Consider the following 13,779-nt stretch of genomic DNA (forward strand, 5'->3'; position numbering starts at 1 on the left):
CAGACTGCGACCCGAACGGCAGGCCTGGTCTCGTGAAGATCCGGCTGCTAGGCCGACGGCGGGACGATCGAGTCACGGGCGACGAGGACCGGCGCGATCGGATCCGTCGCGTCTGCGGCGGATCCCGAGGCCGCATCGTCATCGGCGGCACCCGTGCCGGGCCCACCCCGGGCGATGACGCGCGCGACAGCGCGCCGTGCGAGCTCCTCGAAGTCCTGCCGCACGGTCGTGAGCGGCGGCCAGGCGTACGCCGCCTCCGGCACGTCGTCGAAGCCGACGATGCTGATCTGCGCCGGCACATCCACGCCGGCCGCACGCAGACCGCCGATCAGGCCGAGCGCCATCTGGTCGTTCGCGGCGAAGACGGCAGTCGCACCGGAGGCGATCACGTCCGCCGCGGCCTCGTGGCCGGAGCGCGGACTCCAGTCGCCCGCGAAGACCGCCCCGACGGGCAGGCCGCGGGCTGCGAGCTCCTGGGCGAAGCCGGCCGCGCGCGCCTCGGCCTCCAGCCAATCCGTCGGGCCCGCGAGGTGTGCGATCCGCTCATGTCCGGCGTCGGCCAGAGTCGCCACGGCGAGGCGTGCGCCGGCCCGCTGATCGACGGAGAAGTCGGCGCGCTCGGCGGCGTGCAGGATCACGACGGGGGTCCCGATGCGCAGCGCGTCGAGCACCTCGAGGGTGCGCGCATGCGGCGCGAACACGATCATCCCGTCCACGGCCTGCGCGCGCAGGTGCTCGATCGCGTCGCGGACGGAGGCCTCGTCGCCGGAGTCGGCGAACGCCGCGGTGATCCAGTACCCGGCCTCGCGCGCCGACGCCTCGATCGCGGCCATGCTGCGCGACGGGCCGTACTGCAGCGCGTCCGAGGCGAGCACGCCGATCGTGCGCGTGCGGTGCGTGCCGAGCGCGCGCGCGGCGTTGTTCATGCGGTAGCCCAGCTCATCCATCGCTGCCACGACGCGAGCGTGCGTGTCGGGCGCGACGTCCGGGTGATCGTTGAGCACGCGCGACACGGTCTGCCGCGAGACCCCCGCGAGCGCGGCGACCTCCCGCACTCCGACGGCGCGCTGCGGCTTCGACTCACTCACGCCTGCGAGTGTACGGGTCGCGCACCCCCGCCCTCCGGCCCGTCTCCGCCCAGGTCGCACTTTCTGCTGTTCCGAGGCTGCCGGAAGAGCCGAGAGTGCGACCTGAACCGTCGACGGAAGACCCCGGTACCGCGCTACAGGCCGAGCCGCTCCAGAAACGCGTTCCGGAATCGGCCGGCCGGATCCATCCGCCCCGCGAGCGCAGCGAAGTCGCCCCACCGCGGGATGCGGCGGCGGATCTCCGCCGGCTCGAGCGCGGCGAGCTTGCCCCAGTGCGGACGGGCGCTCTCGGGCAACGCCGCCTCGATCGCCGGCAGCAGCGCCTCGACCGCGGGCTGGTCCCGGCGCCAGGTGAAGTGCAGTCCGACCGCGCCCTCCCCGTACGACGAACTCAGCCAGAGGTCGTCGGCGGCGACCGTGCGCACCTCGTTCACGAGCAGCAGCGGCGCGATCCGGTCGGCGAGCCCGCGGATCGCCTCGATCGCGCGCACCGCGTCGCGTCGCGGCACCAGGTACTCGCTCTGCAGCTCCTCGCCCGCCGATGGCGTGAAGCCCAGCTGGAAGTGGGGCAGCCGCTCGTGCCAGGGGCCGGGCTCGCCGAGCTGCGGGGTGCAGGCCTCCGCCGGGGCGCCGAGGATGGGATGCCGCCGCACGACGGCGGGCGTCGTCCCGAGCCGGGCCAGCAGGGCCTCGTCGAGGGCGACGCCGCCGACCCGGTTCTTGATCCAGAGCTGGTCCGCGCGATCGCGATCGGTCCAGCGGCTGAAGATGCTGACACTCGTCCCGAGCGCGGTGACCCGGTCGAACTCGGCCAGCAGCGCGTCCCACGCCGGCCCCTCGTGCACGGCCTGGGCGACGTCGTACGCCGGCTCCACGTCGAGTTCGAGCTCGACGATCACTCCGAGCGCGCCGAGCGAGACGACCGTCCCGTCGAAGTCGTCATCGCCGCGACGCAGGGTGCGCTCGCCGTCGGGCCCCGCGAGCGTGAGCGACCGCACGGCCGCGGCGAGGGATCCGATCGCATCGCCCGATCCGTGCGTCCCGGTGGACACCGCGCCCGCCACGGAGATGTGCGGCAACGACGCGAGGTTCGCCAGCGCCAGTCCGCGGCGCTGAAGCTCTGCGCCGAGTTCGCCGTAGCGCATGCCGGCGGGCACGCGCACGGCGTCGGACGCGACCTGCACGACCTCCTGCGGCATCGCCGAGAGGTCGATGAGCGTGCCCGTCGTGTCGGCGATCGTGTTGAAGCTGTGCCGGGAGCCTAGCGGGCGCAACGACCCCGGCGTCGAGAGGATCTCGTGCAGCTCCTCACGGCTGCGCGGTCGTTCGATCGCCACGGCGCCGTAGTGCAGGTTCCCGGCCCAGTTCGCCCCGATGCTCATCGCCACATCATAGAACCGGGTTACATCGATAGAACGCCGAGGAGCGGCGGGACCCGAGGCCCGGGCTTAGGCTGAGCGCATGGCAGGGAGCACGCGGGCGACGATGCGCGACGTCGCGTCGCTGGCCGGCGTCTCCGCGAAGACCGTGTCGAACGTGGTCACCGGCACGGTGTTCGTGCGCGAGGACACGCGGGAGCGGGTCGAGGACGCGATGCGCAAACTCGACTTCGTCCCCAACCTGAGCGCCCGCAGTCTGCGCAACGGCCGTTCCGGAGTGATCGCGCTCGCGCTGCCCTACCTGGCGACGTCGTTCTCCGCCGAACTGCTCGACCACATCGTCCAGGCCGCCCGGCTGAAGGGCTTCGCCGTGCAGGTCGAGCAGACCGGATCCGAGCCGCGGCGCGAGCGCGAGCTGCTCTCCCGGGCTCGCGCGCACCTCGTCGACGGCCTGATCCTGAACCCCATCCGGTTGGAGGACAGCGCACTCACCGACGAGGACCGGCAGCTGCCCGTCGTCCTGATCGGCGAGGTCGAACAGCAGCTCGCCGACCACGTCGGGATCGACAGCGTGGCGGGCGCCGCAGCGATGACGCGGCATGTGATCGAACGCGGAGCCCGGCGGATCGCCGTCGTCGGCGGCGATGATCAGCACGCGATCGCGACCGCGACCAGCCGGCTCCGGTTGCAGGGCGTACGCCAGGCGCTGGCGGAGGCAGGCCTTCCCGCCGACCCCCGGTTGACCGTCAACCACGGCGACTGGACCATCTCCGGCGGCGCGGAGGCCACCAACGAGCTGCTCTCCCGCGGGGTGCCGTTCGACGCCGTGCTCGGCTTCACCGACTCCCTCGCGACGGGCGCCCTGCACGTGCTGCACAGCCGCGGCATCCGCGTGCCCGAGGACGTGCTGGTGACCGGCTTCGACGACGTCGAACTCTCCCGTTTCACCGAGCCGGCACTGTCGACCGTGCAGATCGATCGCAGCATCTTCGCCGCCTCCGCCGTCGACCTCCTGGCGGAGCGGATCGCGGACCCCACGGGCACGCCCCGCTCGATCACCGTTCCGCACCGCCTCGTCGTGCGCGAGAGCACTGCTGCGAGCCCGCGAGGCTGGGCTCCGGGCTCCTGACCCCGATACCCCGGGGAACAGGGCGAGAGTTCCGTGACCGGTCTCAGATGGGTCTTGCATCCTTCATTTCATCGATGTAATGATGGCGGCATCCCCCGATCGTCCACGAAGGAGTGACGATGACACCACCTCTCGATCTGAACCGGCGGCAGTTCCTCGGCGCCGCGGGCCTGACCGCCGGCGCCGCGCTGCTCGCCGGCTGCGCCCCATCCTCGGCCGCCGCGTCCGGTACCCGCACCCTGCAGTTCTGGCACCTTCTCTCCGGCGGCGACGGCGTGACGATGTCCGGTCTGCTGGACGGCGTGAACAAGGCGCAGACGGCTTACCGCGTGCGCCCCACGGTGCTCGCCTGGGGCACGCCCTACTACACGAAGCTCGCCATGGCCGCGGCCGGTGGCCGCGCCCCCGACGTCGCGATCATGCACGCCACCCGAGTGCTCGGCTGGGCCCCCGGCGGGCTCCTCGACGACTGGGACACCGGCCGTCTCTCCGACCTCGGCGTGGACGCGTCCACGTTCCCGGATCCGATCTGGAAGAAGGGCGACGTCGACGGCAGGCGCCTCAGCATCGCCCTCGACGCGCATCCCTTCGTGCTCATGTACAACACGGAGGTCTGCGAGAAGGCGGGCGTGCTCGGCCACGACGGTCGCCTGAAGGAGGCGGAGAGCCCCGAGGAGTTCCTCGCCATGGTCGACGCGATCGCCGGAGTCACCGGCGGGCACGGCCTCTCCTACGGCTACCTCGGCGACGGCTCCCAGATGTGGCGCCTGTTCTACACGCTGTACACGCAGCACGGCATCGAGATGGAGATGCCGCAGGGTGGCTCCGCGGTGATCGACAAGGACGCCGCCGTCGCCTCCCTCGAGTTCATGCAGAAGCTGCTCGACGGCAAGCGGGCGGCCAAGCAGGCCGACTACGGCACCGCCGTGGCGGAGTTCGCGACGGGCAAGAGCGGCATGTTCCTCAGCGGAGTGTGGGAGCTGCGCACGATGCAGGCCGCCAAGATCTCGTTCGACATCGCGATGATCCCGCCCCTGTTCGGCACGCGCACGGCCTACGCCGATTCGCACTCGTTCGTGCTGCCGCACCAGTCGCACCCGGACGCGGCGAGCCGCGACCTCGTGTACCGCTTCGTGGCCGACATGTTGAAGGGCTCCTTCGGCTGGGCGGAGGCCGGGCACATCCCCGCCTTCCTCCCGGTCACCGAGTCCGCGAAGTACGCGAAGCTGCTCCCGCAGGCGCACTACGCCGAAGCCGCACAGTACGTGCGCTACGACCCGCCCGCGTGGTTCACGGGCTCCGGATCCAACTTCCAAGGTCAGTTCGGCGCCGCCGCCCAGCCCGCGCTCCTCGGCGGAGGCAGTGCCGCCGACGCCATCACCCGCTTCGAGACCGCCGTCACGCGATTCCTCGCCCAACCCAATCCCGCCGACCCGGAAGGAGCTCGGAGATGACCACGACGGCGCCCACCACCACGACCATCGTCACCGGTCGCGCGGCGACCCGCGCGACCCGACGCCACGCCGGCGGATCCCACCGCGGCGAGCAGCTGATCGGCTGGGCGTTCCTCACCCCCTTCCTCATCGCGTTCGCGCTCTTCCTCGCGTGGCCGATCCTGCACGGCCTCTACCTCAGCTTCACCGACCAGTCCCTCACCGGATCCGGCGGCGGATTCGTCGGCTTCGCGAACTACATCGAGGCGCTCGCGGATCCGGTGATGTGGGGAGCTCTCGGCAACACGGTATGGTTCACGCTGCTGTCCACGGTCCCGCTCGTGATCATCGCGCTCCTCATGGCGGTGCTCGTCGACCGCGGACTCCCGGGCCAATGGCTCTGGCGGCTCTCCTTCTTCATGCCGTACCTGCTCGCCTCCACGGTGATCTCGCAGATCTGGATCTGGATCTTCAATCCGCAGATCGGGGCGGCGAACAACGTCCTGAAGGCGTTCGGTCTCGAGCCGATCGCCTGGCTGCAGGATCCGAAAGTCAACATGCTCGCGATCGTGATCGCGACCGTGTGGTGGACGGTCGGGTTCAATTTCCTGCTCTACCTCGCGGCGCTGCAGAACATCCCGCAGCAGCAGTACGAGGCGGCCTCGCTGGACGGCGCGGGAGGCTGGCGGCAGTTCACCTCGATCACTCTCCCGCAGCTGGGACCGGCGACCACCCTCATCGGCCTGCTGCAGATCCTCGCGTCGCTCAAGCTGTTCGATCAGGCGTACCAGATGCTCGGCGGCCTCTCCAGCGACACCACTCGCTCGATCGTGCAGTACATCTACGAGACCGGTTTCGTCGGGTACCGGTTCGGCTACTCGGCGGCGATCTCGTACGTGTTCTTCGCGATCATCATCATCCTCGGCGTCGTCCAGGCGCTGATCACCCGCCGGCGGAAGGACGCCCGATGACCACCGCGACCCGCACCCTCGTCGCCCCGGGCGCTGCGCGCGCCCGCACCCGCCGGCCGGTCGGCCGCCGCTTCACCGTTCTCACCGTTCTCGCCTTCGCGGTGCTGCTGATCCTCGCGATCGGCTGGCTCCTGCCGTTCCTCTGGGCCGTCGCCACCGCGTTCAAGACCGAGACCGACGCCGCATCCGGCGACGCCGGCTGGATCGGCGCGAGCGGGCCGACGGCGCAGGCCTTCGGCGCGATCCTCTCGCAGGGCAACGTCTACTTCTGGGCATGGAACAGCCTGTGGACCGCGACCGCCGTCACCGTGATCACCGTCGCGATCTCGGCCCTCGCCGCCTACGCGTTCTCCCGGCTCGACTTCCGCGGCCGCAGGTGGCTGTTCGTCGTCATCATCGCCGCGATCGTGGTGCCCCCTCAGGTGCTGATCATCCCGCTGTTCTACGAGATGCTGGCCTTCAATCTCGTGGACACGCACTGGGGGCTCATCCTGCCTCAGGTGGTCGCACCCGCGATGGTGTTCATCCTGAAGCGGTTCTTCGACGCGATCCCGGTCGAGCTCGAGGACGCGGCGCGCGTCGACGGCGCCTCGAGATTCCGGGTGTTCTGGTCGATCGTCCTGCCGCTGTCGCGGCCGATCCTCGCCTCCGTCGCGATCTTCGTGTTCATCGGCGCCTGGAACAACTTCCTGTGGCCGTTCCTCGTGATCAACGACACCAGCCTGATGACCCTGCCGGTCGGCCTGCAGACGGTCATCAGCGCCTACGGCGTGCAGTACGCGCAGGTCATGGCCCAGGCCGTGCTCGCCGCCCTGCCCCTCATCATCGTGTTCCTCATCTTCCAGAAGCAGATCGTCAAGGGAGTCGCCACCAGCGGCTTCGGCGGTCAATGACCCGAACGGATCGGATACCCATGACCCACGCCCGCATCACCATCGACCGCGACTTCTCGCTCGCCGACGTCCCGCGCCGCCTGTTCGGCCAGTTCGTCGAGCACATGGGCCGCTGCGTCTACACCGGCATCTACGAGCCCGGCCATCCGGCCGCCGACGCCCGCGGCTTCCGCACCGACGTGCTCGAGCTCGTGCGCGAACTCGGCCCCACCGTCGTCCGCTACCCCGGCGGCAACTTCGTCTCCGGCTATCGCTGGGAGGACGGCGTCGGCCCCGTCGCCGAGCGCCCCGTGCGCATGGACGGCGCCTGGCACACGATCGAGACGAACGCCTTCGGTCTGCACGAGTTCATGGACTGGTCGCGCGAGGCCGAGGTCGAGGTCATGGAGGCCATCAACCTCGGCACCCGCGGGGTGGAGGAGGCCCGCGCGCTCGTCGAGTACGCCAACCACCCCGGCGGCACCTACTGGTCGGACCTGCGCCGCCGCAACGGCGCCGAGGATCCGTTCGGCATCAAGCTGTGGTGCCTCGGCAACGAACTGGACGGCCCCTGGCAGATCGGGCACAAGACGGCGCACGAGTACGGGCGTCTCGCCCAGGAGACCGCCAAGGCGATGAAGCTCGTGGATCCTGAGATCGAGCTCGTCGCGGTCGGATCCTCGAACCGGCAGATGCCGACCTTCGGCACCTGGGAGCACACAGTGCTCACGCACGCGTACGACGAGGTCGACTACATCTCCATGCACGCGTACTACCGGGAGCAGAGCAGCGATGCGGCGTCGTTCCTCGCCGAGGGCGTGGAGATGGACATGTTCATCGACGGCGTGATCTCCACGATCGACGCGGTCAAGGCCGCCGGCAAGCACAGCAAGCAGGTGGACATCTCGTTCGACGAGTGGAACGTCTGGGACTTCGACCGGTTCAACGACGTCGAGGAAGGCGAGGTGGCCGCGGCCGGCTGGCGCGAGCACCCCCGGCTCATCGAGGACACCTACAACGTCACCGACGCGGTCGTGGTCGGCACGTTCCTGCACAGCCTGCTGCGGCACGGCGACCGCGTGAAGATCGCCAACCAGGCCCAGCTCGTGAACGTGATCGCCCCGATCCGCTCCGAGGAGGGCGGCCCGGCGTGGCGGCAGACGATCTTCTGGCCGTTCGCGCGGATGGCGCGGATGGCGAAGGGTCGGATCATGCGGCTCGCGGTCTCGTCGACCAAGGGCGAGACCGCGCAGTACGGCGACGTGGACGAGGTCGACGCGGTGGCGACGTGGGATGAGGCGTCGGGGCGCCTCGCACTCTTCATCGCGAACCGCTCGCTCTCCTCGGAGGCAACCGTCGACCTCGACCTGCACGGTCTGCGCGCGACCGCGGTGCGTTCGGCCGAGATGCTCACCGTGCCCGAGGGCGGCGACCGCCTCACCGCGAACCTCGAGCAGACGCCCGACGCGGTCGGGATGCGGACGCTCGACGGTGTCGCGATCGACGACGGCGCGGTACGCCTCACCCTGCCGGCGCTGTCGTGGTCGGCGGTGGAGCTCGAGGTCGCCCGGAGTTGAATCCGGGGTCGTCGAGCGCGTGAAGCGACCGAGACAAGGCGCGGTGCTCCTGCGAGGGCGCCGCGTTTCGTCTCGGTCGCCTTCGGCGTCCTCGCTCAGCGACCTCGGGGAAGGAACCGGCCGCGCATGAGCTCAGCCCAGTGGATCCGCGAGCAGGCGTTCGAAGGCGGCGTCCGCGGCGCCGATGAGCAGGCGATCGGCGCCGAGCGCGGCGGCGGCGATCTCCAGCCCCTCGGCCGATGCGGAGAGCGCGCGCCGTCGCACGTCCTCGTCGAAGACCGCCGGATCCAGATCCCGCAGGATTGCGAGGAAGCCGCCGAGCACGATCATCGCCGGGTTCAGCACGTTGACGGCGTTGCCGAGGGTCGCCGCGAGGATCCGACGCTGCCGTGCGGTCTCGGCGATCGCGGGCCCCTCCCCGGCAGGGGCGAGCGCCGCGCGAAGCTCGGCATCATCGGGCGCGATGAGGCCTGCGGCCTGCACCAGGCGGGCGCGGTTGACCTCGTCTTCCAGCACCCCGCCCTCGGCGCGCCGGTCCGCGGCATCCGCCACGCTCGCGGCGGTCTGCCCCCATTCCCCCGCGTAGCCGCCCACGCCGCCGATGAGCTGGCCGTGCAGGATGAGTCCGCCGCCGATGCCGCTGGCGCCGCCGTTCAGGTACACGACGTCCCCATGCGCACGGGCGGCGCCGAACAGCCGTTCCGCACGGGCTCCGAGCGAGGCGTCGTTGCCCACGACCACGTCGATGCCCAGCGCGGCCGCGAGCGGTCCCGCGATGTCGGCGTCCCGCCATTCCAGATGCGGAGCGAATCGGACCAGACCGTCCGATGCCCGCACCAGCCCGGGAACCGCGAGGCCGACGCCCTCGATGCGGCAGCCGGCCAGCGCCCCGTTACGCCAGCCGCCCACGACCCCGGCGACGATCTTCACGACCTCCGCGACATCGGGCTGCTCGACGGGGATCCGCACCCGCTCGCGCACCGCGCCGCCCAGCGCGACCGCCCCGATCTCGACGGCGTCGATCTCGGGGTTCACGCCGATGGCGACCACGCCCGGACGGGGCGCGACCACGGGAGAGGGGCGCCCCACCCGGCGCGTGGGATCGGGCTCGTGCTCCTCGACGAGCCCGGCCTCGACCAGCCGCCCGACCAGATCCGAGACGGTGGAGCGGTTCAGCCCGGTCTCCGCCGTGATGACGGCCCTGGACCGCGGACCCGCATGGTGAACGAGGCGCAGCACCTCGGCGAGATTGGTGCGCCGCACCCCCTCGACGGTCGTGGCGCGTTCGTTCATGCGGCGTCTCGCTTCCTGCACGCGGTGGGACTCCAGGCTACCGAGCGCCGCCGCCGGACCGCGCAGGCGCGTACGTGAAGCGGGCGATGCGCACGTCCCCCCGTGGCGGGGCACCGACGCTCGTGGCGTACACGCCGACCCAAAGGCCGAGGAATCCGCCTGTCGACGACGCGTCCAACTCTCGCCCATCGGCGGCGAGCACGTCGGCACCGGCGTGCCGGAGTACGTAGTCGTATCCGCGCCCGCTCACGGCGAGCTCCACCTCGTTCGCCTCGGACAGCGCACCCAGATCCCGATGCTCCCTGTCGCCCCCGAAGCAGCGCTCGGACGAGAGCCGCAGCCCGTCCGGCGTGCGCGTGACGGCGACCGCCACGTGGTCCCGCTCGGACTGCCGCAGCACGACGCCCGCGCGCTCGCCCTCGGCGAGCCCGTGCACGTCCAGCACGCAGCGCACGTCGACGTCCGCGTGCTGCTGCCGCACCCCGAGGAACGCCGGCGTGGACGGCTCGTGCAGGGTCCCCGCGCGCACGGGTAGCCGCCAGCTGTCGCCGTCCGCGACCGCCACCTCGGCGGGCAGAGCGCGGAGCGCCGTCCAGCGAGGATCCGCGGGCTCGACGACGCCCGCGACCCGGTCGTCCGGCTGCCACGAGCCGGCGGGCGCTTCCTCGGTCGCCCACGGGATCGCGACCGTATCCGGCAGCCGCCCCTCGCCCGGCGCGAACACGGGCCAGCCGTCCTCCCACGCCACGGGGCACAGGAACGTCTCCCGGCCGAGCGGATAGTGCCGGCCGTCGGCGGTGCGCATCGCCAGCATCACGGCGAACCAGGATCCGTCCGCCGCCTGCACCAGATCCGCGTGTCCGGCGCCGATCACCGGGCTCGTCCGTCCCAGCTGCCGATGCGTGAAAACCGGGTTCGCTCTGTTGCCGACATACGGTCCGGTGACCTCGTCGGCACGCGCCACGCTCACCGCGTGGTGGAACTCGGTGCCACCCTCGGCGGCGAGCAGGTACCAGTTCCCATCGATGCGATACAGGTGCGGGCCCTCCGCCCAGACCGCCCCGTGCACCGCGCCGTGCCAGATCACGTGCTCCTCACCGACGAGTACGCGTCGGTCCGGCGAGTACTCCTGCACCCAGACCTCGGTCTGATCGTGCCACTCCGGATCGGGGGCCAGGCGGGTGCCGTGCAGCCACACGCGCCCCTCGTCGTCGAACACGATCGACGGGTCGATGCCGGCGACGTCGAGCATCACGGGATCGCTCCACGGTCCAGCCGGGTCGCTCGCGGTGACCAGGAAGTTCCCTCCCCGGGTCGGATCCTCCCGGTCGATGAGCGTGCACACCACCCAGAACAGACCGCGCCCGTGCCGGATCGTCGGCGCGTACAAGCCGCCAGAGGATCCGATGCCCTCGAAGTCGAGCATCCCGGGGCGGTCGATCACGTGCCCGACCGTCTCCCACCCCGCCAGGTCGCGCGAGCGCAGCACCGGCAGACCGGGCAGGTACTCGAACGTGGACGTCACCAGGTAGTACCACTCGCCCACCCGGCAGATCGACGGATCCGGATGGCATCCCGGCAGGATCGGATTCGCGACCGCGATCACGTGACCGACACCGTCACCAGGCGGGCGTCGGCCGCGCCGACCTCGTGCACATCCCCCGTGAGCCGCACCGGCAGAGCCGCCGTCGCCGCGCCGGGGAGCACGCGGTGCGCACGGGCGCGCTCGTTCGAGATCGCGCCCCCTGTGACGCCGGCGATCTCGCCAATGTCGGGCGCCGGAGCGGATGCCTCGGCGTGGGCGGCCGCCCACACGCGCACCTCCCCCGGCTCGACCACCCGGGTCAGCGTGCGGTCGGTGAACGCGAAGCGCGCCGCCGGCACCGCGAAACGCAGCGTGCGGCGCTCTCCCGGCTCGAGCTCGACGCGCGCGTAACCCAGCAGCTGCGCCACGGGACGCGTCACGCTCGCCACGACGTCCCGCCCGTACAACTGCACGACCTCGGCTCCACGGCGGGCGCCCGTGTTGGCGACGGTCACGGTCGCGGTGAAGGCGCCGTCCGTGCGGGCCTCGGCGGAGACCGCGAAATCGTCGTAGGCGAAGCTCGTGTACGACAGCCCGAACCCGAACGGCCGCAGCGGGGTCGGATCCGTGGAAGTGACGTCGGAGGGGCCGCCCAGGATCGGATGCAGGTAGCTGTACGGCTGCGCCCCCGCCGATCGCGGCAGGCTGAGCGGCAGCCGTCCCGAGGGCGACGCCGCACCGGTGAGCACGTCCGCGATCGCCGTGCCGCCCTCCTCGCCCGGGAAGAAGGCCTGCAGCACCGCCCCCGGACGCGCAGCACCATCGTCGAGCGCCCAGTCGATCGCATAGGGACGACCGGAGAGCACGACCATGAGGACGGGCGTTCCGGACGCGACCAGGCGCTCGACGAGCTCGCGCTGCACGCCGGGGAGGTCGAGCGACTCCACATCGTTGCCCTCGCCGACGGTTCCCCGGCCGAAGAGCCCCGCCTGGTCGCCGACCACGACGATCGCGATGTCGGCGTCCGCGGCGGCACGCTCGGCCTCGACGAAGCCCGACGTGTCGTCGCCGTCGACCTCGGATCCGCGCACGTGCACGATCTCCGCTTCGGGGAGCGCGACGGCAAGCGCCTCGCGCACGGTGGGCATCTCGATGCCCAGCTCATGGTCGGGGTGGTGCGCGAGCACGTGGTTCGCGAACGAGTAGCAGCCCTGCAGCGCATCCGTGCGATCGGCGTTGGGCCCGATGAGCGCGATGCGTCGCGCCGACGCCGCGAGCGGCAGGACGCCGTCGTTCGACAGCAGCACGAGGGATTCCGCGGCCAGCCGCCGCGCGACCGATCGGTGCTGAGGGGTGTCGAGGTCGACCGCGACCGGGGCCTCGTCCTCGAAGGCGCCGGGCTCGAGGAGTCCGAGCTGCTCCTTCTGGGCGAGCACCCGTATGACGGCGCGATCGAGATAGGCCTCGTCGAGCGCACCGCTGCGCACCCGGTCGATCAGGGGCTCCAGGTAGGCATCGCCGGAGGGCAGCTCCACGTCGATCCCCGCCCGCAGCGCGAGCTCGGCGGCCTCGCCCCGGTCGGCCGCGACCGCGTGCATGACCTCGAGGAACGCGATCGCGAAGTAGTCGGCCACCACGACGCCGTCGAAGCCGAGCCGCTCGCGGAGGAGCGCCGTCAGCAGGGCCGGATCCGACGCGACAGGCACACCGTCGATCTCGGCGTAACTGTTCATGACGCCGCGCACCCCGCCGTCCCGGATCGCCATCTCGAACGGCGGCAGGAAGACGTCGGCGACCTCGCGCGGCCCGGCGGACACCGGCGCATGGTTGCGGCCGGCGCGCGAGCCGGAGTACCCGAGGAAGTGCTTGAGCGTGGCGTGCACCCCGGCGGACTGCAGCCCCTGGACGTAGGCGGTGCCCACGGTGCCCACGAGGTAGGGGTCCTCGCCGATGCACTCGTCCACCCTTCCCCAACGGGGGTCGCGCACCACATCGAGCACCGGGGCGAGCCCCTGGTGGATGCCGAGCGTGCGCATCGACTCCCCGATCAGCGCCCCCATCTCGGCGACGAGCTCGGGGTCGAACGAAGCGCCCCAGGCCAGCGGTGTCGGGAAGGTCGCGGCCTTCCACGCGGCGAGGCCCGTGAGGCACTCCTCGTGCACGAGCGCCGGGATCCCGAGCCGCGTCTCGCGCTTCAACCGGCGCTGCTCCTCCCAGAGCCAGGCCGCGCGCTCCGCGGGCTCGACGGGGCGAGTGCCGTACACGCGGGTGTAGTGACCGATGCCGTCGCGGGTGATGCCGGCCAGCGTGTCGTGGCGTCCTGCGGCCGCCATCTCGTTCTGCAGGGGCGCCACGACCTCGCCGCCCTGATCGAGCCAGTACCCGACGAGCTGCGCAGCCTTCTCCTCGAGCGTCATCTGCGCGAGCAGCTCCCCGACCCGCGCGGAGGCGATCGGGAGGGCCGGGATCTCGTCCGTCGCCGTGGCCTGGGTGGTCGTGTCCGAAGTCATGC

At 71.5% G+C, this 13,779-nt stretch carries 10 protein-coding genes; 5 read left to right on the top strand and 5 right to left on the bottom strand.

Annotated features, from left to right (window positions below):
- Window positions 1-47: 47 nt before the first annotated feature.
- Together ACFWCK_RS12610 and ACFWCK_RS12615 are read right to left on the bottom strand one after the other, a co-directional pair.
- Window positions 48-1,088 (bottom strand): LacI family DNA-binding transcriptional regulator, encoded by a 1,041-nt coding sequence (locus tag ACFWCK_RS12610; protein ID WP_233311252.1) that lies wholly within the window; start codon window positions 1,086-1,088, stop codon window positions 48-50.
- Window positions 1,089-1,222: 134 nt separating this feature from the next.
- Window positions 1,223-2,470 (bottom strand): FAD-binding protein, encoded by a 1,248-nt coding sequence (locus tag ACFWCK_RS12615; RefSeq protein WP_378806160.1) that lies wholly within the window; start codon window positions 2,468-2,470, stop codon window positions 1,223-1,225.
- Window positions 2,471-2,549: 79 nt separating this feature from the next.
- Between ACFWCK_RS12615 and ACFWCK_RS12620 the strand changes: the two genes are divergently transcribed.
- From ACFWCK_RS12620 to ACFWCK_RS12640, 5 genes are all read left to right on the top strand, one after another.
- Window positions 2,550-3,596 (top strand): LacI family DNA-binding transcriptional regulator, encoded by a 1,047-nt coding sequence (locus ACFWCK_RS12620; RefSeq protein WP_378806162.1) that lies wholly within the window; start codon window positions 2,550-2,552, stop codon window positions 3,594-3,596.
- 119 nt (window positions 3,597-3,715) lie between these two features.
- Window positions 3,716-5,050, top strand: coding sequence for an extracellular solute-binding protein (locus ACFWCK_RS12625; protein ID WP_378806163.1), 1,335 nt, complete (start codon window positions 3,716-3,718; stop codon window positions 5,048-5,050).
- Window positions 5,047-6,000 (top strand): carbohydrate ABC transporter permease, encoded by a 954-nt coding sequence (locus tag ACFWCK_RS12630; protein WP_378806164.1) that lies wholly within the window; start codon window positions 5,047-5,049, stop codon window positions 5,998-6,000. The genes ACFWCK_RS12625 and ACFWCK_RS12630 overlap by 4 nt, the downstream gene beginning before the upstream one ends.
- Window positions 5,997-6,893 carry a carbohydrate ABC transporter permease gene (locus tag ACFWCK_RS12635; protein WP_378806166.1) on the top strand — a complete coding sequence of 299 codons (897 nt, stop codon included), beginning with the start codon at window positions 5,997-5,999 and terminating at the stop codon, window positions 6,891-6,893. Before ACFWCK_RS12630 ends, ACFWCK_RS12635 begins: the two co-directional genes overlap by 4 nt.
- A 20-nt stretch (window positions 6,894-6,913) precedes the next feature.
- Window positions 6,914-8,449, top strand: a complete 1,536-nt coding sequence (locus tag ACFWCK_RS12640; RefSeq protein WP_378806168.1) for an alpha-N-arabinofuranosidase — start codon at window positions 6,914-6,916, stop codon at window positions 8,447-8,449.
- 132 nt (window positions 8,450-8,581) lie between these two features.
- Here the strand turns inward: ACFWCK_RS12640 and ACFWCK_RS12645 are convergent, their stop codons facing one another.
- Genes ACFWCK_RS12645 through ACFWCK_RS12655 form a run of 3 tightly spaced genes read right to left on the bottom strand, consistent with a single transcriptional unit; the run spans window position 8,582 to window position 13,777 of the window.
- Window positions 8,582-9,742, bottom strand: coding sequence for an ROK family protein (locus ACFWCK_RS12645; RefSeq protein WP_378806169.1), 1,161 nt, complete (start codon window positions 9,740-9,742; stop codon window positions 8,582-8,584).
- A gap of 37 nt (window positions 9,743-9,779) precedes the next feature.
- On the bottom strand, window positions 9,780-11,348 hold the full coding sequence (locus tag ACFWCK_RS12650) for a family 43 glycosylhydrolase (protein WP_378806170.1): 1,569 nt from the start codon (window positions 11,346-11,348) through the stop codon (window positions 9,780-9,782).
- Window positions 11,345-13,777 carry a glycoside hydrolase family 3 N-terminal domain-containing protein gene (locus ACFWCK_RS12655; RefSeq protein WP_378806171.1) on the bottom strand — a complete coding sequence of 811 codons (2,433 nt, stop codon included), beginning with the start codon at window positions 13,775-13,777 and terminating at the stop codon, window positions 11,345-11,347. Before ACFWCK_RS12655 ends, ACFWCK_RS12650 begins: the two co-directional genes overlap by 4 nt.
- Window positions 13,778-13,779: the final 2 nt, after the last annotated feature.

It is taken from the genome of Microbacterium sp. NPDC060117 (genome assembly GCF_042729315.1).
Classification (GTDB): domain Bacteria; phylum Actinomycetota; class Actinomycetes; order Actinomycetales; family Microbacteriaceae; genus Microbacterium.